The organism is Agarivorans sp. QJM3NY_30 (assembly GCF_050870855.2).
In the GTDB taxonomy this organism is placed as follows: domain Bacteria; phylum Pseudomonadota; class Gammaproteobacteria; order Enterobacterales; family Celerinatantimonadaceae; genus Agarivorans.
This window is the reverse complement of record NZ_CP194038.2, coordinates 1,749,342-1,773,337: the sequence shown is the minus strand read 5'-3', so window position 1 is coordinate 1,773,337 and position 23,996 is coordinate 1,749,342. Positions and strand designations below refer to the sequence as shown.

21 protein-coding genes and 7 tRNA genes are annotated in these 23,996 nt (G+C 45.5%); 26 read left to right on the top strand and 2 right to left on the bottom strand.

Annotation, left to right across the window (positions count from 1 at the left end):
* Nucleotides 1–504: 504 nt before the first annotated feature.
* From ACRRSX_RS08170 to ACRRSX_RS08125, 10 genes are all read left to right on the top strand, one after another.
* A complete protein-coding gene (locus ACRRSX_RS08170) occupies nucleotides 505–1,128 on the top strand; it encodes a 50S ribosomal protein L25/general stress protein Ctc (protein WP_432453700.1) in 624 nt (207 codons plus the stop codon).
* Entirely contained in the window at nucleotides 1,128–1,718 is a 591-nt protein-coding gene (gene pth, locus ACRRSX_RS08165) for an aminoacyl-tRNA hydrolase (RefSeq protein WP_432453701.1), read from the top strand. Before ACRRSX_RS08170 ends, pth begins: the two co-directional genes overlap by 1 nt.
* Before the next feature lie 23 nt (nucleotides 1,719–1,741).
* Complete coding sequence (gene ychF / locus ACRRSX_RS08160; protein WP_432453702.1) at nucleotides 1,742–2,833, top strand: redox-regulated ATPase YchF; 1,092 nt, start codon at nucleotides 1,742–1,744, stop codon at nucleotides 2,831–2,833.
* Between the two features lie 681 nt (nucleotides 2,834–3,514).
* Nucleotides 3,515–3,591, top strand: a tRNA-Met gene (locus tag ACRRSX_RS08155).
* 37 nt (nucleotides 3,592–3,628) lie between these two features.
* Nucleotides 3,629–3,713: transfer RNA gene (locus ACRRSX_RS08150), tRNA-Leu, on the top strand.
* A gap of 26 nt (nucleotides 3,714–3,739) precedes the next feature.
* A tRNA-Gln gene (locus tag ACRRSX_RS08145) sits at nucleotides 3,740–3,814 on the top strand.
* A 118-nt stretch (nucleotides 3,815–3,932) separates the two neighbouring features.
* Nucleotides 3,933–4,007, top strand: a tRNA-Gln gene (locus ACRRSX_RS08140).
* 146 nt (nucleotides 4,008–4,153) lie between these two features.
* Nucleotides 4,154–4,230, top strand: a tRNA-Met gene (locus ACRRSX_RS08135).
* A gap of 37 nt (nucleotides 4,231–4,267) precedes the next feature.
* Nucleotides 4,268–4,352 (top strand) — tRNA-Leu (locus ACRRSX_RS08130).
* Between the two features lie 38 nt (nucleotides 4,353–4,390).
* Nucleotides 4,391–4,465, top strand: a tRNA-Gln gene (locus tag ACRRSX_RS08125).
* 108 nt (nucleotides 4,466–4,573) lie between these two features.
* On the opposite strand, the gene ACRRSX_RS08120 is transcribed toward ACRRSX_RS08125, so the two are convergent.
* Complete coding sequence (locus ACRRSX_RS08120; RefSeq protein ID WP_432453703.1) at nucleotides 4,574–5,728, bottom strand: FAD-dependent monooxygenase; 1,155 nt, start codon at nucleotides 5,726–5,728, stop codon at nucleotides 4,574–4,576.
* A gap of 218 nt (nucleotides 5,729–5,946) precedes the next feature.
* Here ACRRSX_RS08120 and miaB point away from each other — a divergent pair, with 218 nt between their 5' ends.
* The 5 genes from miaB to lnt all read left to right on the top strand — a co-directional run bounded on the left by miaB (nucleotide 5,947) and on the right by lnt (nucleotide 11,396).
* Nucleotides 5,947–7,374, top strand: coding sequence for a tRNA (N6-isopentenyl adenosine(37)-C2)-methylthiotransferase MiaB (gene miaB, locus ACRRSX_RS08115; RefSeq protein WP_432456192.1), 1,428 nt, complete (start codon nucleotides 5,947–5,949; stop codon nucleotides 7,372–7,374).
* 65 nt (nucleotides 7,375–7,439) lie between these two features.
* Nucleotides 7,440–8,498 carry a PhoH family protein gene (locus tag ACRRSX_RS08110; protein ID WP_432453704.1) on the top strand — a complete coding sequence of 353 codons (1,059 nt, stop codon included), beginning with the start codon at nucleotides 7,440–7,442 and terminating at the stop codon, nucleotides 8,496–8,498.
* Nucleotide 8,499: 1 nt separating this feature from the next.
* A complete protein-coding gene (gene ybeY, locus ACRRSX_RS08105; protein ID WP_432453705.1) occupies nucleotides 8,500–8,946 on the top strand; it encodes an rRNA maturation RNase YbeY in 447 nt (148 codons plus the stop codon).
* A 22-nt stretch (nucleotides 8,947–8,968) separates the two neighbouring features.
* Nucleotides 8,969–9,853, top strand: a complete 885-nt coding sequence (gene corC / locus ACRRSX_RS08100) for a CNNM family magnesium/cobalt transport protein CorC (protein WP_432453706.1) — start codon at nucleotides 8,969–8,971, stop codon at nucleotides 9,851–9,853.
* Nucleotide 9,854: 1 nt separating this feature from the next.
* Entirely contained in the window at nucleotides 9,855–11,396 is a 1,542-nt protein-coding gene (gene lnt / locus ACRRSX_RS08095) for an apolipoprotein N-acyltransferase (protein WP_432453707.1), read from the top strand.
* On the opposite strand, the gene ACRRSX_RS08090 is transcribed toward lnt, so the two are convergent.
* Nucleotides 11,393–11,887 (bottom strand): zinc ribbon-containing protein, encoded by a 495-nt coding sequence (locus tag ACRRSX_RS08090; RefSeq protein ID WP_432453708.1) that lies wholly within the window; start codon nucleotides 11,885–11,887, stop codon nucleotides 11,393–11,395. The genes lnt and ACRRSX_RS08090 overlap by 4 nt on opposite strands.
* A gap of 325 nt (nucleotides 11,888–12,212) precedes the next feature.
* On the opposite strand from ACRRSX_RS08090, the gene leuS reads away from it, so the two are divergent.
* The 11 genes from leuS to ACRRSX_RS08035 all read left to right on the top strand — a co-directional run bounded on the left by leuS (nucleotide 12,213) and on the right by ACRRSX_RS08035 (nucleotide 23,897).
* Complete coding sequence (leuS, locus tag ACRRSX_RS08085; RefSeq protein ID WP_432453709.1) at nucleotides 12,213–14,792, top strand: leucine--tRNA ligase; 2,580 nt, start codon at nucleotides 12,213–12,215, stop codon at nucleotides 14,790–14,792.
* A gap of 51 nt (nucleotides 14,793–14,843) precedes the next feature.
* A complete protein-coding gene (locus tag ACRRSX_RS08080) occupies nucleotides 14,844–15,338 on the top strand; it encodes an LPS assembly lipoprotein LptE (RefSeq protein WP_432453710.1) in 495 nt (164 codons plus the stop codon).
* 1 nt (nucleotide 15,339) lies between these two features.
* The gene (gene holA / locus ACRRSX_RS08075; protein ID WP_432453711.1) at nucleotides 15,340–16,350 is read left to right on the top strand and encodes a DNA polymerase III subunit delta; all 1,011 of its coding nucleotides are present in this window, start codon (nucleotides 15,340–15,342) and stop codon (nucleotides 16,348–16,350) included.
* Entirely contained in the window at nucleotides 16,337–16,996 is a 660-nt protein-coding gene (nadD, locus tag ACRRSX_RS08070) for a nicotinate-nucleotide adenylyltransferase (RefSeq protein WP_432453712.1), read from the top strand. Before holA ends, nadD begins: the two co-directional genes overlap by 14 nt.
* Before the next feature lie 57 nt (nucleotides 16,997–17,053).
* A complete protein-coding gene (gene rsfS, locus ACRRSX_RS08065; RefSeq protein WP_432453713.1) occupies nucleotides 17,054–17,398 on the top strand; it encodes a ribosome silencing factor in 345 nt (114 codons plus the stop codon).
* Nucleotides 17,395–17,865 (top strand): 23S rRNA (pseudouridine(1915)-N(3))-methyltransferase RlmH, encoded by a 471-nt coding sequence (rlmH, locus tag ACRRSX_RS08060; RefSeq protein ID WP_432453714.1) that lies wholly within the window; start codon nucleotides 17,395–17,397, stop codon nucleotides 17,863–17,865. Before rsfS ends, rlmH begins: the two co-directional genes overlap by 4 nt.
* 10 nt (nucleotides 17,866–17,875) lie before the next feature.
* Nucleotides 17,876–19,741, top strand: coding sequence for a penicillin-binding protein 2 (mrdA, locus tag ACRRSX_RS08055; protein ID WP_432453715.1), 1,866 nt, complete (start codon nucleotides 17,876–17,878; stop codon nucleotides 19,739–19,741).
* A complete protein-coding gene (gene rodA / locus ACRRSX_RS08050) occupies nucleotides 19,741–20,853 on the top strand; it encodes a rod shape-determining protein RodA (protein ID WP_432453716.1) in 1,113 nt (370 codons plus the stop codon). Before mrdA ends, rodA begins: the two co-directional genes overlap by 1 nt.
* Nucleotides 20,854–20,861: 8 nt before the next feature.
* The gene (gene mltB / locus ACRRSX_RS08045; protein WP_432453717.1) at nucleotides 20,862–21,833 is read left to right on the top strand and encodes a lytic murein transglycosylase B; all 972 of its coding nucleotides are present in this window, start codon (nucleotides 20,862–20,864) and stop codon (nucleotides 21,831–21,833) included.
* Nucleotides 21,823–22,629: a septal ring lytic transglycosylase RlpA family protein gene (locus ACRRSX_RS08040; RefSeq protein ID WP_432453718.1), complete on the top strand. Its 807-nt coding sequence runs from the start codon at nucleotides 21,823–21,825 to the stop codon at nucleotides 22,627–22,629. Before mltB ends, ACRRSX_RS08040 begins: the two co-directional genes overlap by 11 nt.
* Nucleotides 22,630–22,721: 92 nt before the next feature.
* Entirely contained in the window at nucleotides 22,722–23,897 is a 1,176-nt protein-coding gene (locus ACRRSX_RS08035) for a serine hydrolase (RefSeq protein WP_432453719.1), read from the top strand.
* Nucleotides 23,898–23,996: the final 99 nt, after the last annotated feature.

Below are 23,996 nucleotides of genomic sequence, written 5' to 3'. Positions count from 1 at the left end.
TTGTCCTAAAGCTTTCATTGATAGCACCACTGAAAAGTAATGCTATTCTGCCTTTTGGGATACTAAAAAGCAGAAGGACAGATTTCATACAAGCAGCCAAACTCGTTTTGTACAAATACGTATTAGCTGAATATCACTTTGAGACCTAAGGCGTAGAACTAATCAAGTGTACAAGCGTCATTTTGAGCTTATCAGTCACAACTTTAATTAAATACTAGTTTTTAGAACTTTGGATGTTCTTCAACACTCTCACAAACTTAGTTTAAAAATTAGGTGTTTTGAACGCCTTACGCCGCCTAGAGCAGACTCACAAACTTAATTCAATGGATACTGTAACAGATTTACCGTGCTTTTTTATTGGCTTTCAAAAAGCTCAATGGTAGAATGCTGCGCCTTTTGAATTGAAGTAATGACGTATTATGCATTCGTTCACTCATTCAATGAGGTACTGGTTAGGGTTTGGTCGCGAAACCTTAGCCTCATTTATTTATTTGGAGAAACACAATGTCTAATATCAAACTTGACGCTGAACTGCGTACTGACTTGGGGAAAGGTGCGAGCCGCCGCCTACGTCACGCAGATAAAGTTCCAGCTATCGTATACGGTGCAGGCCAAGAGCCTGTTTCAATTACGCTTGAGCAGCGCCACGTAATGAAAGCTCAAGAAGCGGAAGCTTTTTACTCAAGCATCATTACTGTAAACGTTGCTGGCACTGCCGTAGATGTGCTAGTAAAAGACATGCAGCGTCATGCTTACAAACCACGTATTCAACACATCGACTTCCAACGTGTTGATAATAGCCACACCATTACTAAATCAGTACCACTGCACTTCTTAAACGAAGATTCAGCAGAAGCAGTGAAAAATGGCGGTAAAGTACACCACCTATCAACTGAGATCGAAGTAAGCTGTTTGGCTAAAGATCTACCTGAATACATTGAAGTAGACATCGCGAACCTAGAGTTAGGCGCTTCTATTCATGTTTCAGAAATCGCTCTTCCGGAAGGCGTCGTTTCTGTTGTTCTTGGTAAAGGTGAAAACCACGACCAAGCAGTAGTTTCTATCACAATGCCTAAAGGTATCTCTGAAGACGCTGCTGATTCTGAAGAAGCAGCTACTGAAGAATAGTGATAAACGAAATTCGTTTACTCGTGGGCCTGGGTAATCCAGGCCCCGAATATGCCGCGACCCGCCATAACGCTGGTGCATGGTTAGTCTCTCAACTAGCCAACAATCATCACATCCAATTAAAACCAGACAGTAAACACTTCGGATTGACCGGCCGTATTCAGTTGGCAGACCAAGAACTCCGTTTATTGATCCCCACAACGTTTATGAATCTCAGCGGTAAAGCCGTTGCATCCTTAGCTAAATTTTATCGTATCGAGCTTGAGCAAATCATGGTTGCTCACGATGAGCTTGATTTACCCCCTGGTGTCGCTCGCTTTAAAAAAGGTGGCGGACATGGCGGACATAACGGTCTGCGCGATATCATCAGTAAATTTGGCAATAACAAGGATTTTTATCGTTTACGGATAGGAATTGGACACCCGGGTCATAAAGACCGCGTTTCAGGCTACGTTTTAGGAAAAGCTCCTAAAAGCGACCAACAACAGATTGATGATGCAATTGATGAAGCGGTGCGCAGTACCGATATTTTGCTTAAAGATGGTTTAAGCAAAGCAATGAATCGATTACATAGTTACAAAGCGGGCTAAGCCCCTAGACAATAGGTAATATTATGGGATTTAAATGTGGCATCGTTGGTTTACCAAATGTGGGTAAATCAACCCTTTTTAACGCTTTGACTCAAGCCGGCATTGAAGCTGCAAATTTTCCATTTTGTACTATTGAGCCAAATACCGGCGTAGTGCCGGTACCTGACGAGCGCCTAAATGCATTGGCTGAAATTGTAAACCCACAACGCATATTACCCACCACCATGGAATTTGTAGACATTGCAGGTTTGGTTGCGGGTGCATCTAAGGGAGAAGGTTTAGGTAACAAATTTTTAGCAAACATCCGTGAAACGGATGCCATTGGACATGTGGTTCGTTGCTTTGAAAATGACAACATCGTGCACGTGTCAGGTAAAGTTGACCCCGCAGAAGACATCGACACAATTAACACCGAGCTAGCCTTGTCTGATTTAGATACCTGTGAAAAAGCTCAAATCCGGGTTGCTAAAAAAGCCAAAGGTGGCGACAAAGAGGCCAAATTTGAGTTAGAGGTATTGGTAAAAGTACAAGCCCACCTCGAAGCTGACTTAATGCTACGTAGCTTAGACTTAAGCAAAGAAGAAAAAGCAGCCATCGCTTACATGAACTTCTTAACCGCGAAACCAACCATGTACATTGCCAACGTGAACGATGATGGTTTCGAGAATAATCCTTACTTAGATAAAGTAAAAGAGATCGCCGCGAACGAAAATGCTGCCGTAGTGGCTGTTTGTGCGGAAATAGAAAGCGAAATCGCCGAACTAGACGCAGAAGAAAAAGCCGAGTTTATGGACGAAATGGGCTTGGAAGAGCCCGGACTCAACCGAGTGATTAGAGCAGGTTACGAGTTGCTCGACTTGCAGACCTATTTCACCGCAGGCGTGAAAGAAGTGCGAGCTTGGACCGTGCCTGTTGGCGCTACAGGGCCCCAGGCAGCAGGTAAGATTCATACCGACTTTGAAAAAGGTTATATTCGCGCGGAAGTGGTTGGTTATGACGACTACATCGAATACAAGGGTGAATCTGGCGCAAAGGTAGCTGGTAAATGGCGTCAAGAAGGGAAAACTTACGTGGTTAAAGATGGTGATGTGATTCACTTCTTATTTAACGTTTAAACCTTAGAACTTCACAAAAAGCCAACCTTAGGTTGGCTTTTTTATTGTTTAATGTACTCATTCACCTTACTTACCCATGGACATAGCACCTACTTTTTACCTCAATCAATGATATTTTCTAGGCTTAGCGACCTAAGGTTATTATTTAGCTCCATAGACAAGCCTTCGATGCCTTATACCAACCTCACTCATTATTGGTTGATTGTTGCTGGCCTAAATCCGCGCTAACTGATTGATGTATCTTGTAATTAGAGCCACGAGTTACGGCACTTTATACCTCGTTATCGACAGATTTATGCAGCGCAATAAGTTGCTTATATAATGAATCAGATTAGTATTAAGCCGTAAGCTATTTACACTCATTGCGCACGCTTAAACCAATCACCCCATTCAGAACGCAGAGACCATTGATGAGTTCAAACATGCACTTCGCATTCATGCCAAGACACCATCACAAGTCATAAAAATTTGAAATAATACCGTGTTCAAAATTAGCGCACATACAGGCTAAAAGGACTAATTGGCCACAAAGCAAACAGTCAAGTTGTACAAACAAGCCTCATCGCGTACACAAACTGTTCAAACAGACTTTTTTGCAGTTTTTTGGAAAAAAAACGGTTGACGCTCCTAGGACAGATACGCATAATACGCGCCGTTAACAACGCAAAGCGTCGTTCACAAGGCTATGTAGCTCAGCTGGTTAGAGCACAGCACTCATAATGCTGGGGTCGCAGGTTCAAGTCCCGCCATAGCCACCATCGTTCTCACTACCAAGAGTCTGATGTAAAACAATTTGCGGGAGTGGCGGAATTGGTAGACGCGCTAGATTTAGGTTCTAGTATCGCAAGGTGTGAGAGTTCAAGTCTCTCCTTCCGCACCATCTTTCTTGAGAAAGATACAATTTGTAGGGATATCGCCAAGCGGTAAGGCAGCGGCTTTTGATGCCGCCATTCGTTGGTTCAAATCCAGCTATCCCTGCCACCTTTTAAAGCTTGAGTATTTATACTTGAGTTAAACAACAAGAACTAAGATTCTTGGTTGTTGGTCTACACTTTAGGGTGAAGATTATCGAAACATTGTTTCGAGTGTAAGTTTCTGCAGGGATATCGCCAAGCGGTAAGGCAGCGGCTTTTGATGCCGCCATTCGTTGGTTCAAATCCAGCTATCCCTGCCACTTTTATTGTCCTCAAGTTTATCACTTGAGAATGCAGTAACTGATTAGGGTAATTTACCCAGGTAAGGCAGTAAGTACTATGTCGTAGACTAGCGTTTGCTTTCCCTGCCGATAAATTTGTAGTGTTGCTTAGCAACATTATAGATGGCTATGTAGCTCAGCTGGTTAGAGCACAGCACTCATAATGCTGGGGTCGCAGGTTCAAGTCCCGCCATAGCCACCATCATTCTCACTATCAAGAGTCTGATGTAAAACAATTTGCGGAAGTGGCGGAATTGGTAGACGCGCTAGATTTAGGTTCTAGTATCGCAAGGTGTGAGAGTTCAAGTCTCTCCTTCCGCACCATTCTTCTTTAGTGAAGAAGACAATTTAAAGAGTTTTGTAGGGATATCGCCAAGCGGTAAGGCAGCGGCTTTTGATGCCGCCATTCGTTGGTTCAAATCCAGCTATCCCTGCCACCTTAAAAGGCCTGCTTTTTAGCAGGCCTTTTTCTTTGGTCAATTCACAGCGAATAAAAAAACCTGCATCGAGCAGGCTTTCACTTGTTTAACATTTCTATTGTCTGGTTATATATCACCCAGTGCATACTTCAAGGCCCAATCTTTGATGGGACCACTCCCCTGCGCACCTTTGATCGCCAGTTGGCGTAACCGCTGAACGGGTGTTAGGGAATTCGAAAACAGCAAATAAAATAAATCCATCCCCGTTTGCATCATCAAGTTATCAGGACGACGCCGCACATTGAAGCTGCGCAAGGCCTTGCCTTTATTAGCTAAACCATAATGCTCAATTTGTGCAAGCAAGCACTTCACATCACGGTAGCCAAGATTCACGCCCTGCCCAGCCAAGGGGTTAATGGTGTGTGCAGCATCACCAATCACCACCGCACTCTGTTTCAGATAACGATTCACATGCCGGCGAGTCAATGCAAAACAGCCACTATCTAAGATCTCAATCGCTCCTGGAAGTCTCGGGAATTCTGCTTCAATGCGTTTTTTAAGCTGTAATTTGTTGAGTTGCTTTAATCCACGCACAGTATCTTTGGCATCATACCAAATGAGTGCAGCGTGCTGATTGGCTAGTGGTAGAAAAGCTCGAGGACCGCTAGGGAAAAATTGTTGCCAAGTAGCCGTTTGCTGCGGTGCATCAAGTTTAACGTTAATCGCAAAACAGTCGTGGCGATAGTCCCAAGCAGTGATGCCTAAGCCCAATTGTTGACGCATACTGGAGTTTGCACCATCAGCCACCACCATCAGTTTGGCGGTGATCTCAGAATCATCAACCGACAGCACTACACCTTCACTAGTATTACTCACTAATCGGCTTTGCTTGGCTATTCGACAAACCACACCGGAGAGTTGATTCGCCTGCCAAAGTCCCAATTGAATAATTCGATTTTCAACCATAAAACCTAACTCAGACAAATTAAGCTGGGCAGAATCAAAAATTAATTTATCCAGAGGATCTTCCCAGACTTGTAGCTGCTGATAGGGACATACACGCATCGCGCAAATGGCAGACCAAGCTTGTAATTTCTTTAACAATTGTACACTGGCGTGACTAATCGCACTCACCCGCAAATCGAGTGCTTGACTGGGTTGGTAAGCCTCCGGTACATAAGACTCAATCATTAATACGCGCAAACCTTGCAAGGCAAAACCTTGAGCACTGGCAGCACCGATCATGCCGCCACCCACAACCACTACATCAAATTTTTCCACTCGAACCACATTAGCCAAATCGTTTGCAGCAAGTTTAACCCGAAGCCTAGAGTTGAAGCTAATCTTGCCGACAATAATTCAATTCGATATCAATACTCAGCACTGCTAGACGTTTTTTACCTCTCCGGCCACGAAAGCATACAATTGACGCTGGTCAGAACCAATATAAACCAGTAAAATATGCGTCCTTTTTCAACGATGTAATAATGAGTAAAACGATGGGAAATAAGCTGCATATCAAAACTTGGGGCTGCCAAATGAACGAGTATGACTCCTCTAAAATGGCCGACCTACTAGATGCTACCCATGGTTTTCAGCTAACTGAAGAAGCCAATGAAGCCGATGTACTGCTATTGAATACTTGTTCTATTCGAGAGAAAGCTCAAGAGAAAGTATTCCACCAGCTTGGCCGTTGGAAAACCCTGAAACAAAAAAATCCTAATTTGGTGATTGGCGTAGGTGGTTGTGTGGCCTCACAAGAAGGCAAAGCTATCCGCGAACGCGCACCTTACGTAGACATTGTATTTGGCCCGCAAACCCTACATCGCTTGCCTGAAATGATCAAACAAGTGAAAGGTGGCGAGAAATCGGTAGTAGACGTAAGCTTCCCTGAAATTGAAAAATTTGATCGGTTGCCTGAACCTCGTGCCGAAGGCGCTACTGCCTTTGTATCCATTATGGAAGGCTGTAGTAAGTATTGTACCTTCTGTGTAGTACCTTATACCCGTGGCGAAGAAGTCAGCCGCCCCTTAGATGATGTACTCTATGAGATCGCCTCACTGGCAGAACAGGGCGTTCGCGAAGTCAACTTGCTGGGACAAAATGTAAATGCTTTCCGTGGTCTCCAGCACGACGGCAGTATCTGTAGTTTCGCCGAATTGCTACGTTACGTCGCCAGCATTAATGGCATTGACCGTATTCGTTTTACCACCAGTCATCCAATTGAGTTTACTGACGATATTATCGAAGTGTATGCTGATACGCCTGAATTAGTCAGCTTCTTACACTTACCGGTACAAAGCGGCGCCGATCGGATCCTCAACTTGATGAAGCGTGGCCATACTGCAATCGAATATAAATCGATTATTCGCAAACTACGTAAGGCTCGCCCTGATATCGAAATCAGCTCCGACTTCATTGTTGGCTACCCAGGTGAATCTACCGAAGACTTTGCCAATACCATGAAACTAATCGAGCAGGTTAACTTCGACATGAGCTATAGCTTTGTCTACAGCGCCCGTCCAGGAACACCAGCGGCAGATCTACCAGACGATGTGAGCGAAGCCGAGAAGAAACAACGTCTGTATATCTTGCAAGAACGGATCAACCAGCAAGCCATGCAGGTGAGTCGTCGAATGCTGGATAGCGAACAGCGGATTTTAGTAGAAGGTCCCTCGAAGAAAAACCCAATGGAATTACGTGGACGTACCGAAAACAACCGGGTGGTCAACTTCGAAGGCGGTCACCAACTGGTTGGTCAATTTGTTGATGTGAAGATCGTCGACGTATTTGCTCATTCTTTACGTGGTGAATTACTCCGAACTGAGCAACAAATGCAGTTGCGAAATGACGTCGCTCCTGCCACTATTATCGACAAAACCGATGGGCAAGCAAACCACCTAGGCGTGGCAAGCTTTACCCCTTAGTTGCAGTCTATGCTAACCCCTTAAGGAGTAGCGGCAGGTTTCTTAAAACCTGCCCATAAAACAATTTGAGTAATAAAATCAATTCCATTGAAATTTATCTGGAGCCCGCTTCCAGCCCTCGTCTCGCTCAATTATGTGGCCCTCTCGATGACAACCTCAAACAGTTAGAAAAACGCTTAGGGGTTGAAATCAGCTATCGGAATAATCAATTTCAAATTACCGGTCGTCATGGCATCTGTCTAATTACGGCGAGTATTTTGCGCACTCTTTACGTAGAGACGGCACCTCTTAAAGGTGGAGATATACCGGAGTTAAGTCCCGAAAAAGTGCACCTCGCTATTCAAGAGAGCCAAGCCCTGGAGCAAGACGAAGAAGGGAGCCCTCACTACGGCAAGCAGTTAAACATTAAGACCAAACGGGGCGTCATCAAACCACGCACCCCAAATCAAGCCACTTATATTAGCAACATGCTTGGTCACGATGTCACTTTTGGTATTGGCCCTGCTGGTACGGGTAAAACTTACCTCGCGGTAGCATGTGCGGTGGATGCCTTAGAACGTCAGGAAGTGAGACGAATTTTGCTCACCCGCCCAGCCGTTGAGGCAGGTGAAAAATTGGGTTTCTTACCCGGCGATTTAAGCCAAAAGGTTGACCCATATTTACGTCCACTTTATGACGCACTATTTGAAATGCTTGGTTTTGAAAAGGTTGAACGACTCATCGAGCGCAATGTGATTGAAGTCGCACCACTAGCTTACATGCGTGGCCGAACCCTGAATGATGCCTACGTTATTTTAGACGAAAGTCAAAATACAACTGTAGAGCAGATGAAAATGTTTTTGACTCGAATTGGCTTTAACTCGCGCGCGGTGATCACCGGAGATATTACTCAAGTCGACTTACCTCGCCATCAAAAATCTGGCTTGCGGCATGCCATCGAAGTACTGAGCGAAGTGGAAGCTTTAAGTTTTAACTTCTTCCAAGCCGCAGATGTGGTGCGCCATCCAATTGTCGCCGCGATCGTCGAAGCCTACGAGCAACAAGATGAACGAGACCGTATTGCAACTGAAAAACAACAGCAACGCCGTGCCACTCAGCAGCTCAATCAAACGAGTGAGCAATAAAATGGCGATGGTTGATTTACAGATCGCCACAGGTGATAAACAAAACTTGCCTACCGTAAGCGCTTTTGAAGCTTGGCTAAATGCGACCCTAGTTGAACAAGCGCAAGATATCGAATTAACCATTCGCATCGTCGATGAAGCAGAAAGTCAGGCGCTCAATCACCAATACCGAAATAAGGATAAACCCACCAACGTATTATCCTTCCCCTTTCAGGCTCCTCCCGGAATACAATTGCCTTTATTGGGTGATTTAGTAATATGTCGACAAGTGGTTGAATACGAAGCCCAACAGCAGGGTAAAGCTGTTTTCGACCATTGGGCACACATGGTTGTACATGGTTGCCTTCATCTGCTAGGTTATGATCATATTGATGAGCAAGACGCAATAGAAATGGAAGCTTTAGAAGTTGCCGTGCTCACCAAACTGGGTATTAGCGACCCCTATTAAACAACTAGGTAAAAACAAGTATATGAGCGACGACAACCCTCACTCGAGCAACGGCTCAGCTAAAAAAGGTTGGCTAGACAAAATAGTTCAACTCATGCAAGGCGAGCCGAAGAGTAAAGAGGACTTGGTAGAAGTAATTCAAGACGCCAATCAACGCGAGCTGATCGACCAAAATACCCGCGAGATGATCGAAGGGGTGCTCGATGTATCGAGTCAACGAGTGAGAGACATTATGATCCCTCGCTCCCAGATGGTCACGTTAGACATCAGCCAAACCATCGCTGAAATTTTACCAACACTTACCGAAGCGCGACACTCGCGATTTCCGGTGATAAATGAAGACAAGGACCATATCGAAGGTATTTTGCTCGCCAAAGACCTACTCGGCTATGCGTTCAGTCAAGATGCAGCCAGCACACCACTGAGCCAAGTGATTCGCCCCGCGGTGGTGGTACCAGAAAGTAAACGCATCGATAAGTTATTAAAAGAATTCCGTAGCAAACGCTACCATATGGCCATTGTGGTGGATGAGTTTGGCGGCGTCTCTGGCCTTGTAACCATCGAGGACATTTTAGAAATCATCGTAGGCGATATTGAAGATGAATTCGCCAACGAAGAAAGTCTGCAAGATGACATTCGCCGAATTAATGACAAAACCTACTCAGTGAATGCCTTGACCGACATCGAAGATTTTAATCATTATTTTAAATCTAATTTTAGTGATGACGAAGTAGATACTATCGGCGGCTTGGTGACCCATGCCTTCGGCCATCTTCCTGGACGAGGTGAAAGTATTACCGTAGAAGGTTACCATTTCAAAATTCGCACCGCAGACCGCCGTCGCTTAGTCCAGCTACAGGTCAGCATTCCTGAAGAGAATGCCAATCAATTGAATATACAAGACTAATATGCCCTTATTGTTAAGCCCGCGGCTAAGTCTATTAGCCGCTTTAGTCAGTGGTTTAATCGCCCCTTTTGCCTTTGCTCCCTATGGTTATTGGCCACTCATGCCACTATCATTACTGGCTTTATTAGGACTACTCAAGCCCAGTCGTTCCGGTTTTAAGCTCGGTTTCTGTTATGGTTTAGGCTGGTTTGGTTACGGGGTTCACTGGGTCCATGTGAGCATGGCCGAATTTGGCGGAATGCCATTGATAGCCAGCCTCAGTTTAATGGCCTTATTAACCTGTTATTTAGCGCTTTATCCCGCCCTCGCTTGCTACTTAGCCAATCAATGGCGAGGAAAACGCCGTTGGGTATTTTACTTGGCTTGGTTTCCCGCTTGCTGGCTACTCAGCGAATGGTTAAGAAGTTGGGTTCTCACTGGTTTTCCTTGGTTACAACCTGGCTATAGCCAAATCGACTCTCCATTGGCGAGCATCGCCCCAATATTTGGCTTATACGGCGTCACTTGGTTAGTCTTGCTGTTGGCTGCTGCGAGTGCCCTGCTAATCACCATTCAAGGAAAAATGCGCTGGCTAGCCGCTGTTATAGTCGCGACTCCGCTACTTGTCGGCTGGTTATTTCAAGGCCACGCTTGGACCACCGCGCAGACACCAATTCAAGTCGCTTTAGTGCAAGGAGACGTACCATTAGACATCAAATGGTTACCCGAGAATCGTGCTGAGAGCTTGAGCATGTATCAACAACAAACCCTAAACATAGAACAAGCCGATGTGATTATTTGGCCAGAGTCGGCGATTGCAGCCATCGAATATCAAGTGATCGACTTTCTGCATGACTTAGATGGACAATTACTCCAGCGGCAACAAGCATTGATCACTGGCGTCATCGCTCATGACCTACAAAGCAATCGCTACTACAACGCGCTAATCACCCTAGGGCAGCAAACCGAGCAAGTTGCTGCCAGCGCCAGTTACTACTACGAAAACCCTAATCGTTATTATAAGAATCACTTATTACCGATCGGCGAGTTTGTTCCCTTCGAGGATTTGTTAAGACCTCTCGCGCCATATTTTAATTTGCCAATGTCTTCATTCGCCCGCGGTGAAGAAAACCAAAATAATTTACAGGTAAAAGGACATCACTGGCTTGCAGCCATTTGTTATGAGATCGCCTTTGGTGAGCTACTCAGGCCACAATTAACCGATACAACGGATGCCATTGTAACAGTGAGTAACGACGCTTGGTTTGGCCATTCCATTGGACCTCAGCAGCATTTAGAAATTGCTCGCATGCGCGCTCTCGAATTTGGCCGTCCAGTGCTACGGTCAACGAATACCGGGGTCACTGCAATTATTAATCGCTTTGGCAAGATCCAACAACGAGCGCCAGAATATCAACAGCTGACTCTCAGCGGTGCGGTCACGCCAGCTACTGGCGCGACGCCCTATCAACGCTTGGGTTTATGGCCAATCGCCTTGCTCATCCTATTCGGTTTTGCCACGGCTCTGCCCTACTGGCTAAAACGCCGCTCAGTCAAAGCTTAATCCTCCACATGGCTCATGGGGTGGCGATAGAAACGCTCCCCTTGGCATTTCGGACAAGCATCGATAATGGTGGGGTGCCATAGGGCGGTGTGCTCACCACATTGAGCACATTCAAGAACCCCCAAACCAATCAACTCTCCACGCTGGTAAATACCTTGATGTTGCAGATCACCAAGCAACTCATGCCATTCCACTTGGCTCGGGTCACTTAATTTGGCTAACCAATACCAAATACTCTGTTTAAGCATCTCCATCGACGGACTTTCCTCATAGGCGCGACGATAGTCATCCCGCCAGTCACTCAAGTCTCGTCGCACGTAGTTAGCAATCAGCTGCCATTCATCCTTACTTAAGTCACTCGCTGCATGCAAATACTCTTGAGTGGCATCAATGAGTTTAGATAACTCCTCACGACTCACTTCGCCACTTTGCTGAATACGCTGTTCTAAATCTTTAACAAAGGCCTGATAGGCTTTAATTCGTTTTGGCATACCCACCCACTCCTTAAGATTAGCTTCTTAGTTAAGCATAGCCTGTTTGCTTACCTATGAATGTGCGCTAAACACAGTTTATTCTGGAATACCAATCGACTGTAGACAGCATGCCATGGCGCTTTATCAAAAACTGACTTTCGTTTATCTCCGAGAAAATCCCTACTCATTTGTGATAAAAAACCAAGCACAACAAACCTCAACACAAAGATAAACAGGGCCTAGCTATTGTTGTCAGCAAGCGGACTCGGTATCCTATGCGGATCGAGTACGGTAGCATATGCTACCATGTCCAAATTTTGGTTCATTCTGGAAGAATCCACAGATGCAAGAGCAATACAATCCACGTGAAATTGAAACCAAAGTGCAACAGCACTGGGAGCAAGCACAAACGTTTAAAGTCGTTGAACAGCCAGGGAAAGAAAAATTTTATTGTCTGTCGATGTTCCCCTACCCAAGTGGTCGTTTACACATGGGCCACGTGCGCAACTACACCATTGGTGATGTCGTATCACGCTACCAGCGCATGCAGGGTAAAAATGTGATGCAACCAATGGGTTGGGATGCTTTTGGTTTACCTGCCGAAAACGCTGCGATTAACAACAATACCGCACCAGCTAAATGGACTTACGAAAACATTGAGTACATGAAAACTCAGCTAAAACAGCTAGGCTTCGGTTACGACTGGGACCGCGAGCTGGCAACTTGTAAGCCAGATTACTATCGTTGGGAGCAGTGGTTTTTCACCAAGCTTTATGAGAAAGGTTTAGTTTACAAAAAAATGGCCACCGTGAATTGGGACCCGGTCGATCAAACCGTACTCGCCAATGAACAAGTGATCGACGGTCGCGGCTGGCGCTCTGGAGCTTTAGTTGAGCAAAAAGATATTCCGCAGTGGTTTATTAAGATCACCGCTTATGCGCAAGAGCTATTAGATGACTTAGACCAGCTAGATGACTGGCCAGAACAAGTTAAAACCATGCAACGAAACTGGATCGGCCGCTCCGAAGGCGTCGAAATGCAGTTTGGTTTAGAAAATAGCGACCAACAATTCTCAATTTACACGACCCGCCCTGACACCGTCATGGGGGTCACTTATGTGGGTATCGCAGCACAGCACCCACTCGCCCTAGAAGCTGCAAAAACCAACCCAGACTTAGCCACTTTCATAGATGAATGTAAAAACAACAAAGTAGCCGAAGCCGATATGGCGACGATGGAGAAGAAAGGCATGGCCACCGGGCTAAATGCCGTTCATCCGCTAACTGGCAAGCTGGTGCCAATTTGGGTGGCTAACTTTGTATTAATGGGTTACGGCTCTGGAGCTGTCATGGCGGTTCCCGCCCACGACCAACGAGACTATGAATTTGCTCAAGCCTACGGCTTAGAAATTGTTGGTGTAATTAAACCAAGCGATGCAGCACTAGACCTATCAGAGCAAGCCTTTACCGAAAAAGGCGAGGTGTTCAACTCTGGTGAATTTGACGGCTTAGAATTTAAGGCCGCTTTTGATGCGGTAGCCGCCAAACTTGAATCGATTGGCAAAGGGAGCAAACAGGTTAACTTTCGCCTACGAGACTGGGGCGTTAGCCGACAGCGCTATTGGGGTACCCCCATTCCAATGCTTAACCTTGCCAATGGTGATGTGGTTCCCGTCCCAGAAGACCAACTACCAGTTGTGCTACCAGAAGACGTAGTGATGAATGGCGTCACCTCGCCAATCAAAGCCGACCCGGAGTGGGCAAAAACTGAGTTTGAAGGGCAAGTAGCCTTCCATGAAACCGACACCTTCGATACCTTTATGGAATCCAGCTGGTATTACGCTCGTTACTGTAGCGCCAATAATCAGGATGTGATGCTCGACCCCGAGCAAGCCAACTACTGGCTACCAGTCGATCAATATATCGGCGGGATCGAACATGCCATCTTGCACTTATTATATGCTCGTTTCTTCCACAAATTATTACGCGATGCTGGTTTAGTCGAGTCAGACGAACCTTTCAAACGCTTATTAACTCAAGGAATGGTACTTGCCGATGCCTTCTACTATGAAGACGAAAAAGGCGGCAAAGTATGGGTTTCGCCTGTCGATGCAATTACCGAAAAAGACGAAAAAGGCCGAATTACTAGCGCCAAAACAGCCACTGGAAAAGTCTTGGTTTACGCTGGTATGAGCAAGATGTCGAAATCGAAAAATAACGGTATTGACCCGCAAGTGATGGTAGACAAATACGGGGCTGATACGGTTCGTTTGTTCATGATGTTTGCGGCTCCGGCAGAGCAAACACTTGAATGGCAAGATAGTGCTGTAGAAGGCTCGCTACGCTTTTTGCGTCGAATTTGGAAGTTCAGCTTTGAACATATTAACGCAGGCACAGCGGGCGCAGTCAATCTGGCAAGCCTCAGTACCCAGCAAAAAGATCTACGCCGTGAAGTACACAAAACCATTGCCAAAGTAAGTGATGATGTTGGCCGTCGTCAAACCTTTAATACAGCGATTGCTGCAATTATGGAATTGATGAACAAACTGACGAAAGCTGACCAGTCTGATGCAAATACTCGTGCGGTAACCCGCGAAGCAATCAACGCCGTGGTATTAATGCTATCGCCTATCACCCCTCATATTTGTGACCAACTTTGGACACTTTTGGGAAATCAGGGCGAGATTGATACTGCGGATTGGCCTATTGCCGACGAAGACGCCATGGTTGAAGATAGTAAACTCATCGTCATTCAAGTCAATGGCAAGCTACGAGCTAAACTCACCGTAGCCGCTGACGCGAATCAAGACACCGTTCAGGCCTTAGCCATGAGCGATGAAAATGTAAGCAAATTTGTTGATGGAAAAACTGTACGTAAAGTAATTTACGTTGCTGGTAAATTACTCAACATTGTTGCCAACTAAACCTTAGGCGGAGTCTGTTAGCAGATTCCGCCATTTTAAATACGAGCAAGTATGAATCTTAAAAACCTGCGCTATGGATTGCTAATCCTGAGTCTAAGTATACTCAGCGCTTGTGGCTTTGCCCCTCGTGGTAGCTATTTACTCGATGAAAAACTCACCCAAGTTTATTTGTCTTCTAGTGATGAATTTAGCCCCCTAATCCGTGAGCTAAAACGTCAGTTAGCACAAAACAATGTTCAGGTGATTGATTCCCCTCAAGAGGATATTCCCACTCTTCATATTGGTGGTGAAGAAATAAATAAGCGAACCTTGTCATTATTTGCCAATGGACAAGTCGCCGAATATGAGCTGAGTTACCGTGTTGCTGGCTACCTCCAGATTGCCGATGTTGGCAACTACCCACTAACGGTACAATTACACCGAGACTTCCAAGATAACCCCTTAGCCGCTTTAGCCAAGCAACGAGAGCGCGAGCTCCTATACACCGAGTTACGGGGAATGGCCGCCGACCAAATCATGCGTCAATTAGCGACGGTAAGCTGGTAGCATGCGGATCTTCGCCGATCGGCTTGTGCAGCAAGATATCGCGAGCACTCACTGTTTCTTAGTCGCGGGCGAAGAACCACTGATTAAAATCGAAGCCATCGACTATATTCGTCAGCAGCTACAGCAACACGGGCTAGCAGAAGAACGGATAAAATTCACCCAAGACACCGACTTTGAGTGGCCCAGCATTGTTGATGCAATGTCTGAATTATCACTGTTTAGTCAGTATCGGCTGATAGAGCTGCAACTCGATAAAGCTCCTGATAAATCCACACAAACTCAACTTGAGCAAGTGCTCAAATTGGTCAATCCAGAAACGCGATTATTACTCAGCCTGCCTAAACTCAGCAAAACCAGTGAAAAACAGGCTTGGTACCAACAGCTGGAAAAACACGGTTTAGTGGTGATGGTTTATACACCGGAAGGGGGCCAATTACAGGCTTGGATCCGGCAGCGCCTTCAACAACATCATTTAAGCCCAAATCATGAGTTAATCGCCCTCTTGTTGCATTACTACGAGGGTAATTTACTGGCTCTGAATCAAGCAGTTTCTAATATCGCACTGCGTTGGGGGCCACAACTTCCCAGCTTAAAAGAGATTGAATCAGGCTTGTCACATGCCAATCACTTTTCAAGTTTTCAACTAGTAGATGCCTTACTTGCTGGGGAGTTTCAGCGCGGTTTACTGATCATCAAACAGCTCCGTCTAGAAGGCGAAGAACCCACCTTAATAAACTGGGCGCTGGATAAAGAATTTAAACTCTTAGCACTATTGCAACAACAGCCAAGCAACCACCATTCAAGTTTATTTAAACAACATGGGGTATGGAACAAGCGCCAAGGCTTAATCAGTCAGGCTGCTAAACGTTACAACGCGCAGCAAATCAATCGAGCTAGGCTACAAATTGCAGCCATCGACCAAGCGATTAAACAATTTGCTGGAGAGCAAGCTTGGCATCAATTAGAACGTTTAGTTTTCGAACTCGCGTCAGTACAACATGAGCCCGCTTAAATTATTTTTTGGCGGATCCTTTGATCCGATCCACCTTGGCCATTTACGCAGTGCCGAGCAACTACTCACGCAAACCAAGGCTTTAGATTTAACCCTACTCCCAAATGCCTTATCACCATTAAAAGCTCGCCAACATGCCTCTGCAGCCCAACGCAAGCAGCTGCTAGAGCTAGCCTTAATCAATCACCCGAAGTTACATATAGACTGGCGGGAAGTTGATCGAGGCGGCCATTCTTATACCAACGAAACCTTACAGCAATTGGCCACCGAATATCCCACTAACGCGATTGGTTTTGTCATGGGGCTAGACTCATTTAATCAACTCGATCGCTGGCATCATTGGCAAAATTTATGCGATCATGCTCATCTACTGGTCATCGCACGCCCCGGCTACCCCCTCAACATTTCTGAAGCGCTGGCCCAGTGGTTAGCCCCTAAGCACTGCCAGCAGCTACAACAACTCAATCAACAACCTACACAACAACGTGCAGGTAAGGTCTATTTTTGTGAATTAGAACCCATGGCAATTTCATCGACCCAAATTCGTCAGATGCTTTCTAAAGGGGCTAGCTTAGCGCAACTTAAAACGAAACTTTCTCCCGCCGTCGCTCATTATATTGTGCAACATAAGCTCTATGGCGCTTAACCTAGCTTGACCGAGCGTGGTATACTCACTTTTTAGTTCAAATTTGGGGTTGATTTGTTGCAAAACAAAAAGCTAATCGATTTTGTGATCGATAAAATCGAAGATATGAAAGGTCGAGATATTCAAAGTCTAGACGTAAGCCAATTTTCCAGTGTGACCGATACGATGATCATCTGTAGTGGTAATTCTAAACGTCATGTGAAATCCATTGCTGATAATGTGATTGCCGAATCTAGACGCGCAGAATTTGAGGTTATCGGCTTAGAAGGTGTGGCAGAATCTGAATGGGTATTAGTTGATTTAGGCGATGTGGTATTACATATAATGCAAGACAGCGCTCGAGACTTTTATCAACTAGAAAAACTGTGGGCACCAAACCACGCAGAGTCTAAAGCTGGATGAAGATCCAACTAGTGGCGGTCGGCACCAAAATGCCCAGTTGGGTAGAAACCGCTTATCAAGAGTATGCTCGTCGCTTTCCTAAAGATATGCCGCTAGAGCTAGTCGAAGTCAATGCTGGAAAGCGCGGCAAAAATGCCGATATTAAACGCATCCTCGACAAAGAAGGGGAAGCCACCCTTGCGGTGATCCCCAAAGGCAACCGCGTGGTGACTCTGGAAGTAACGGGTAAGCCTTGGACGACCCCTCAGTTAGCACAGCAATTGGAACTCTGGAAAATGGATGGCAGAGATGTCAGCCTATTAATTGGTGGCCCCGAAGGCTTAGCGCCCAGTTGCATCGATATCGCTGAACAACGTTGGTCTCTATCGGCGCTGACGTTGCCTCATCCTATGGTAAGAGTGATCGTTGCTGAAACGCTCTATCGCGCTTGGAGCATTACCGCCAACCATCCTTACCATCGGGAATAGTTACTAAGATATGCCAAGACAACGCGTCGCAATGCGAGATCACTCGGCTGAATCACGATTATTTATTCGTCGTAGTTTGGTCTCGATTGTTGGTATTTTTCTGCTCATTTGTGTGCTTTTAGCAAACCTTTACTATCTGCAATTTGAACAGCATGAAACCTATACCACCCGCTCGGATGATAATCGAATTAAGGTTCTGCCGCTCGCCCCACCCCGAGGTTTAATTTATGACCGAAACGGGGTTCTACTGGCAGAAAATCGGCCCAACTTCAGCATAGAAATTATTCCTGAGAAGGCGAACGATCTCGAGACACTAATCCAGCAGCTCAGCCAGTTGCTAAACTTAAGCGAAACTGACGTTGAACGTTTTTACCAAACTAAACAACATACTCGTCGCTTTAAGCCGGTGGTACTAAAATCACAGCTAAGCGAGCAACAAGTGGCGATGTTTAGTGCCCAACAACATAAATTTCCAGGCGCGAGTATCGAAGCGAGCCTAACTCGATATTATCCCTATGGCGATAGCCTGACTCATCTGCTCGGTTATGTAGCACGCATCAATGTCAAAGACTTACAGCGTTTAGAAAAAGAAAATAAACTTGCCGAATATGATGCAACTCGCACCATCGGTAAACAGGGCATTGAACGTTATTATGAAGAAATCTTACATGGAAACGTTGGCTATCAAGAAGTCGAAGTCAATAACCGGGGACGAATTATTCGCACCATGAAGATTGTCCCCCCGGTACCGGGCAAAGATCTCTACCTCAATGTCGATATTCGTCTTCAATTAAGAGCTCAAAGCCTGTTAGATGGACGCCGTGGCTCCATCATCTTACTTGATACAAAAACCAGTGGGGTACTGGCGATGATTTCTAGCCCAAGCTACGATCCCAATTTATTTGTCAACGGAATTAGCAGCAAGAACTACAACAAATTACTCAATTCAACTGACCGCCCCCTGATTAACCGCGCAACCAAAGGGGTTTACCCTCCTGCATCCACCGTCAAACCGGAGCTAGCGGTGATGGGATTGGAATTAGGCACGATTACTGAACAACAACGAATTTGGGATCCAGGTTGGTTTCAAATTCCGAATACCAAACGTCGCTTCCGCGACTGGAAGCGCTGGGGCCATGGTTGGGTCGATGTATACAAAGCTATCGAACAAAGTGTTGACACCTACTTCTACATGCTAGCCTACGAAACAGGCATCGACCAAATTCATAACTATATGAGTAAGTTTGGTTTTGGTGAATATACTGGCATCGATATCCACGAGGAAAGTCGAGGCAATATGCCGAGTCGGGAATGGAAGCGAGCCCGCTATCGCCAACCTTGGTGGCAAGGCGATACTATCTCGGTAGGGATTGGCCAAGGTTACTGGACCACAACCCCCTTACAACTCGTGCAAGCAACAAATATTTTAGTCAATCGCGGCAAGATCATCTCTCCGAGGATCTTAAAAAGTGTTGGAGACAGCCACTCGCATATTGGCCTTCCGCCACAAATTAAACCGCCAATCGACTTGAAAAACCAAAAGAATTGGCAAATAGCACTCGATGGTATGTATGGTGTAATTAACAAAAGTAACGGTACTGGGCGCCGAGCATTCAAAGGCACAGCCTATAAAGCGGCAGGGAAATCAGGAACCGCACAGGTGGTGAATATCGCCGAAGACCAAGAATATGATGCGGATAAGCTTAAAGAAAAACATCGCGACAATGCCATGTTTGTCGCCTTTGCACCTTTTGATGATCCCCAAGTTGTCACCGTTGTGGTCATCGAAAATGCCGGTGGCGGCAGTAGTAATGCCGCACCGCTCGCTCGTAGTATGTTTGATAGTTATTTTGAAACAAAAGGTAGTGTTCAATAATGGGGAGCTTTAGCCAACAGCAAAACAACTCACTTTGGTGGCGGCTTCATTTAGATTGGCCACTATTACTCGGTTTACTCGCCCTCATAGGCTTAGGGCTATGTGTCCTATACAGTGCCAGTGGCCAAAGTGTTGCCATGCTGAATCGCCAATTAATTCGCCTCGCAGTAGCTGCGGTGGTGATGTTTGTGTTGGCACAAATTCCCCCCGATGTTTATATGCGTTGGACCCCCTTATTTTACTTCAGTGGCCTACTCATGCTACTGGCGGTATTGCTGGTTGGTGATGTTGGTAAAGGAGCGCAACGCTGGCTCGATTTAGGTGTGGTTCGCTTTCAACCTTCAGAAATCATGAAATTGGCAGTACCATTGATGGTGGCACGCTACATTAGTCAACACTCTCTACCGCCGAGTTTAAAACACTTATTTATCGGAACTGCGCTCGCGGTAGCCCCCACCTTATTAATTGCTAAACAACCAGATTTGGGCACCTCGCTATTGGTGGCGACATCTGGCGTATTCGCTCTGTTTTTAGCAGGCATGAGTTGGCGTCTAGTCATCGCAGCCGCTGGTATAATTGCCGCCTTTATACCACTATTGTGGTTTTTCTTAATGCATGATTATCAACGCCAACGGGTATTAACCCTACTCAACCCCGAAAGTGACCCTTTAGGGGCTGGTTATCATATCATCCAATCCAAGATTGCCATCGGCTCCGGAGGTTTCTCTGGCAAAGGCTGGCTGCAAGGCACCCAATCCCAGTTAGATTTTTTACCCGAGCGACACACCGACTTTATTTTTGCCGTATACGCCGAAGAATTTGGCTTTATTGGCGTAATGTTATTACTTTGCCTATATTTTTACGTCATCGGCCGGGGACTATATATCGCAAGCCAAGCGCAAACCGCTTTTGGTCGCTTACTCGCGGGCAGTATTATTCTTACTTTCTTTGTTTACATATTTGTCAATATTGGTATGGTCAGCGGTTTACTACCTGTTGTTGGGGTTCCACTACCTTTAGTCAGCTATGGCGGTACTTCTATCGTGACTCTAATGGCTGGTTTTGGCATTCTAATGTCTGTTCATACCCATAAACGGCTTTATGCCCAATAAGGATTATTATGCGTTGGTGTTATTTGCTGCTTATTATTTGTCAATTGGGAATCAGTTCTGCCTTTGCAGCGAATCAACAGCAACGGCTAACCAGCTTAAGTCAGGAATTAAACATTCCCTTAAAAGATTTACAACAAGCCACTAAACAAGCCCAATTTCAGCAAGCGGTTATCGATGCTATCAGACGCCCTTGGGAAGCAAAACCTTGGTACCAATACCGTGATTTGTTCCTTACTAAGGAGCGTTTAGATGCTGGCCTAGCATTTTGGCAACAACATCAAAAAAGTTTAGCTAAAGCAGAGCAAACGTTTCAAGTCCCCGCAGAAATCATCGTTGCGATCATTGGCGTGGAAACCTATTACGGTCGCCATAAAGGTACTTATTCAGTGCTCGATGCGCTGTATACGCTTGGCTTTCATTACCCCAAACGAGGCCAATTTTTCAGCAAAGAGTTTGGCTATTTTATCAAATTGGCGGAACAACAAGGCTGGGGCTTAGATGAGATTAAAGGCTCTTATGCTGGCGCAATGGGATTCGGACAATTCATTCCCTCAAGCTACTTGTATTATGGGGTCGACTTCGACCAAGACGGGCGTATCGACATGCTCAACAATCCCATCGATGCAATTGGCAGCGTCGCTAATTACTTTAGCCAACATCACTGGAAAATTAACCAACCCGTGGTCCATCCCGCGACAGCGAGTGCAGCCCAAGCCAAACCGTGGTTAAGTGAAGAATTAAAATTAATACATACTTGGCAACAACTCTCCCAAGCTGGCATTGCTAGTGACGACGACTTAAGCGCAGATAAAATGGTTAAGTTGCTACAATTAGAAGAAACTAATGGTTATAGCTATTGGCTCGCGGAACACAATTTTTATGTCATCACTCGTTATAACCGTAGTCCCCTCTATGCCATGGCGGTCTATCAATTTAGCCAACAACTCAAACAAGCAAAGGCGCAACTTGATGCGAATTAATCACACGATGATTAAGCTTTGCTTAAGCCTTGGTCTATTGAGCCTTCTTACGGCTTGTAGCTCATCTCCAAGCGACCAACGTTATGGGATCAGTCAAGATAAGGCCCCAGATAAGGCACCTGAGCTTGCCCACTTGGAAAACCCTGTGCCGCGGTTTGAGCCTTATAGCCGCCAAGGTAATCGAGACTATCGAGTACGTGGGAAAAACTATCAGGTTTGGCAGGATATTGAACAATATGAAGACACCGGTCTAGCATCTTGGTATGGTAAAAAATTTCATGGGCACCTCACCTCTAATGGTGAAATTTACGATATGTACAGTCTTTCCGCTGCCCACAAAAATCTTCCTCTACCAAGCTACGTGGAAGTCACCAACTTAAGCAACCAGCGCTCGGTAATTGTCCGGGTCAATGACCGTGGCCCCTTTTATGAACAGCGAATGATCGATCTCTCCTACGCAGCAGCCTACAAACTAGACATGCTCAAGGCGGGTACCGCCAAGGTAAAAATCAAGTTGCTTCGCTTCGATGATCAAAAAACCAGCCCCGAACCACAAAGCAGCCATCAAGCTCTGTATTTTATCCAACTATTGGCCAGTAAAAACAAACAACAAATCGAACAACATCAACGTCAACTCGACGGCCAAGGTGTAAGCACACAATTAATTTCTGAAAATGGTTGGCAAAAACTTAGAGCTGGACCTTACCAGGATGTCCTCAGCGCCGAGAAAAATTTAGCCCAAATTAAGCAAGGCCAATATAAAGACGCCTATATTATTCATCTAAAAGCAAACTAGTGGATTTAGCGTAGGAACTTACCAACAAGGCTTAAGTTTTGTTATAGTGATGTCCTTCCAAGTTAATTGACTAACAAGCCAAAGAGCCCAACATGATTAAAAATGTATTTCAGCGTGTTAGCTGCGCTTCCGCGCTTCTGATTGTCAGCAATGTGAGCCTTGCCGATGCTGCGCCACAAGTCATTCCAAATGCCCCTATCATTGCGGCAAAAGCTTATTATTTAGTCGACTTTGACTCAGGCACTGTACTCGCTGCCGAAAATGAGGAAAAAAGCCTCGCCCCAGCGAGCCTCACGAAAATAATGACCAGTTACATTATTGGTAAAGAAATAAAATCTGGAAAACTCGATCCGGATGGCATGGTAACCATCAGCGAAAAAGCTTGGTCAAAAAACTTCCCCGACTCTTCCAAAATGTTTATTGAAGTCGGCAAACAAGTTAAAGTCTCAGACCTCAATAAAGGCATTATTATCCAATCTGGAAACGATGCTTGTGTGGCAATGGCCGAGCATATTGCAGGTAGTGAAGACTCTTTCGCCAGCCTGATGAATTCTTGGGCCGCTCACCTAGGTATGGTAAATACTCACTACGTCAACAGCCATGGCCTAGATAACACCGAGCAATACTCTACCGCAAAAGATATTGCGATCCTTGCCAGCGCGGTAATCCGTGATACGCCGGATGAGTATGCAATTTATAAAGAAAAATCTTTTACCTACAACGGCATTACCCAACATAACCGCAATACCCTCCTCTGGGACAAGAGTATTAACGTTGATGGTATGAAAACTGGCCATACTTCGCACGCAGGCTATAGCTTAGTCTCTTCAGCAACCAATAACGGCATGCGCTTAGTCTCGGTTGTAATGGGAACTAATTCAGCAAAAGCCAGAGCCGCCGAAAGTAAAAAGTTACTCAATTGGGGATTCCGCTTCTTCGAAACGGTCAAACCTTACCAAGCGGGTGATAGTTTTGTAGAACAAACCGTATGGATGGCAGACCAAGACAGTGTTTCTTTGGGGGTTGACCAAAATATAGCATTAACGCTACCACGGGGTCAGGCGAGCAAACTACAAGCAAGTTTTGAACTAAAAGAAGAACTCAAAGCACCCTTAACAAAAGGGCAAAAAGTTGGGTCAGTATTTTTCCAAGTCGATGGTAAAGATGTCGCCGAATACCCCTTAGTGGTATTGCAAGACGTAGAACAGGGCGGTCTGTTTAAACGCCTAGTTGACTACATCAAACTATTTTTTGCTTCACTATTTTAATCATACAAGCGAAGGACTAGCTTGATAGAAGATAAAGCGATACGGAAATTTTAGGCAAACATCATAAAAACGCGTTAGAATAACGCGTTTTTATTTTAA

Coding starts and splice junctions, on each gene's coding strand:
- ACRRSX_RS08040 (WP_432453718.1), top strand. CDS start 21,823: ATGCGAATTAATCACACGATGATTAAGCTTTGCTTAAGCCTTGGTCTA.
- rodA (WP_432453716.1), top strand. CDS start 19,741: ATGGGGAGCTTTAGCCAACAGCAAAACAACTCACTTTGGTGGCGGCTT.
- holA (WP_432453711.1), top strand. CDS start 15,340: ATGCGGATCTTCGCCGATCGGCTTGTGCAGCAAGATATCGCGAGCACT.
- ACRRSX_RS08090 (WP_432453708.1), bottom strand. CDS start 11,887: ATGCCAAAACGAATTAAAGCCTATCAGGCCTTTGTTAAAGATTTAGAA.
- ACRRSX_RS08035 (WP_432453719.1), top strand. CDS start 22,722: ATGATTAAAAATGTATTTCAGCGTGTTAGCTGCGCTTCCGCGCTTCTG.
- ychF (WP_432453702.1), top strand. CDS start 1,742: ATGGGATTTAAATGTGGCATCGTTGGTTTACCAAATGTGGGTAAATCA.
- corC (WP_432453706.1), top strand. CDS start 8,969: ATGAGCGACGACAACCCTCACTCGAGCAACGGCTCAGCTAAAAAAGGT.
- ybeY (WP_432453705.1), top strand. CDS start 8,500: ATGGCGATGGTTGATTTACAGATCGCCACAGGTGATAAACAAAACTTG.
- nadD (WP_432453712.1), top strand. CDS start 16,337: ATGAGCCCGCTTAAATTATTTTTTGGCGGATCCTTTGATCCGATCCAC.
- mrdA (WP_432453715.1), top strand. CDS start 17,876: ATGCCAAGACAACGCGTCGCAATGCGAGATCACTCGGCTGAATCACGA.
- leuS (WP_432453709.1), top strand. CDS start 12,213: ATGCAAGAGCAATACAATCCACGTGAAATTGAAACCAAAGTGCAACAG.
- ACRRSX_RS08170 (WP_432453700.1), top strand. CDS start 505: ATGTCTAATATCAAACTTGACGCTGAACTGCGTACTGACTTGGGGAAA.
- rlmH (WP_432453714.1), top strand. CDS start 17,395: ATGAAGATCCAACTAGTGGCGGTCGGCACCAAAATGCCCAGTTGGGTA.
- ACRRSX_RS08080 (WP_432453710.1), top strand. CDS start 14,844: ATGAATCTTAAAAACCTGCGCTATGGATTGCTAATCCTGAGTCTAAGT.
- lnt (WP_432453707.1), top strand. CDS start 9,855: ATGCCCTTATTGTTAAGCCCGCGGCTAAGTCTATTAGCCGCTTTAGTC.
- miaB (WP_432456192.1), top strand. CDS start 5,947: ATGGGAAATAAGCTGCATATCAAAACTTGGGGCTGCCAAATGAACGAG.
- mltB (WP_432453717.1), top strand. CDS start 20,862: ATGCGTTGGTGTTATTTGCTGCTTATTATTTGTCAATTGGGAATCAGT.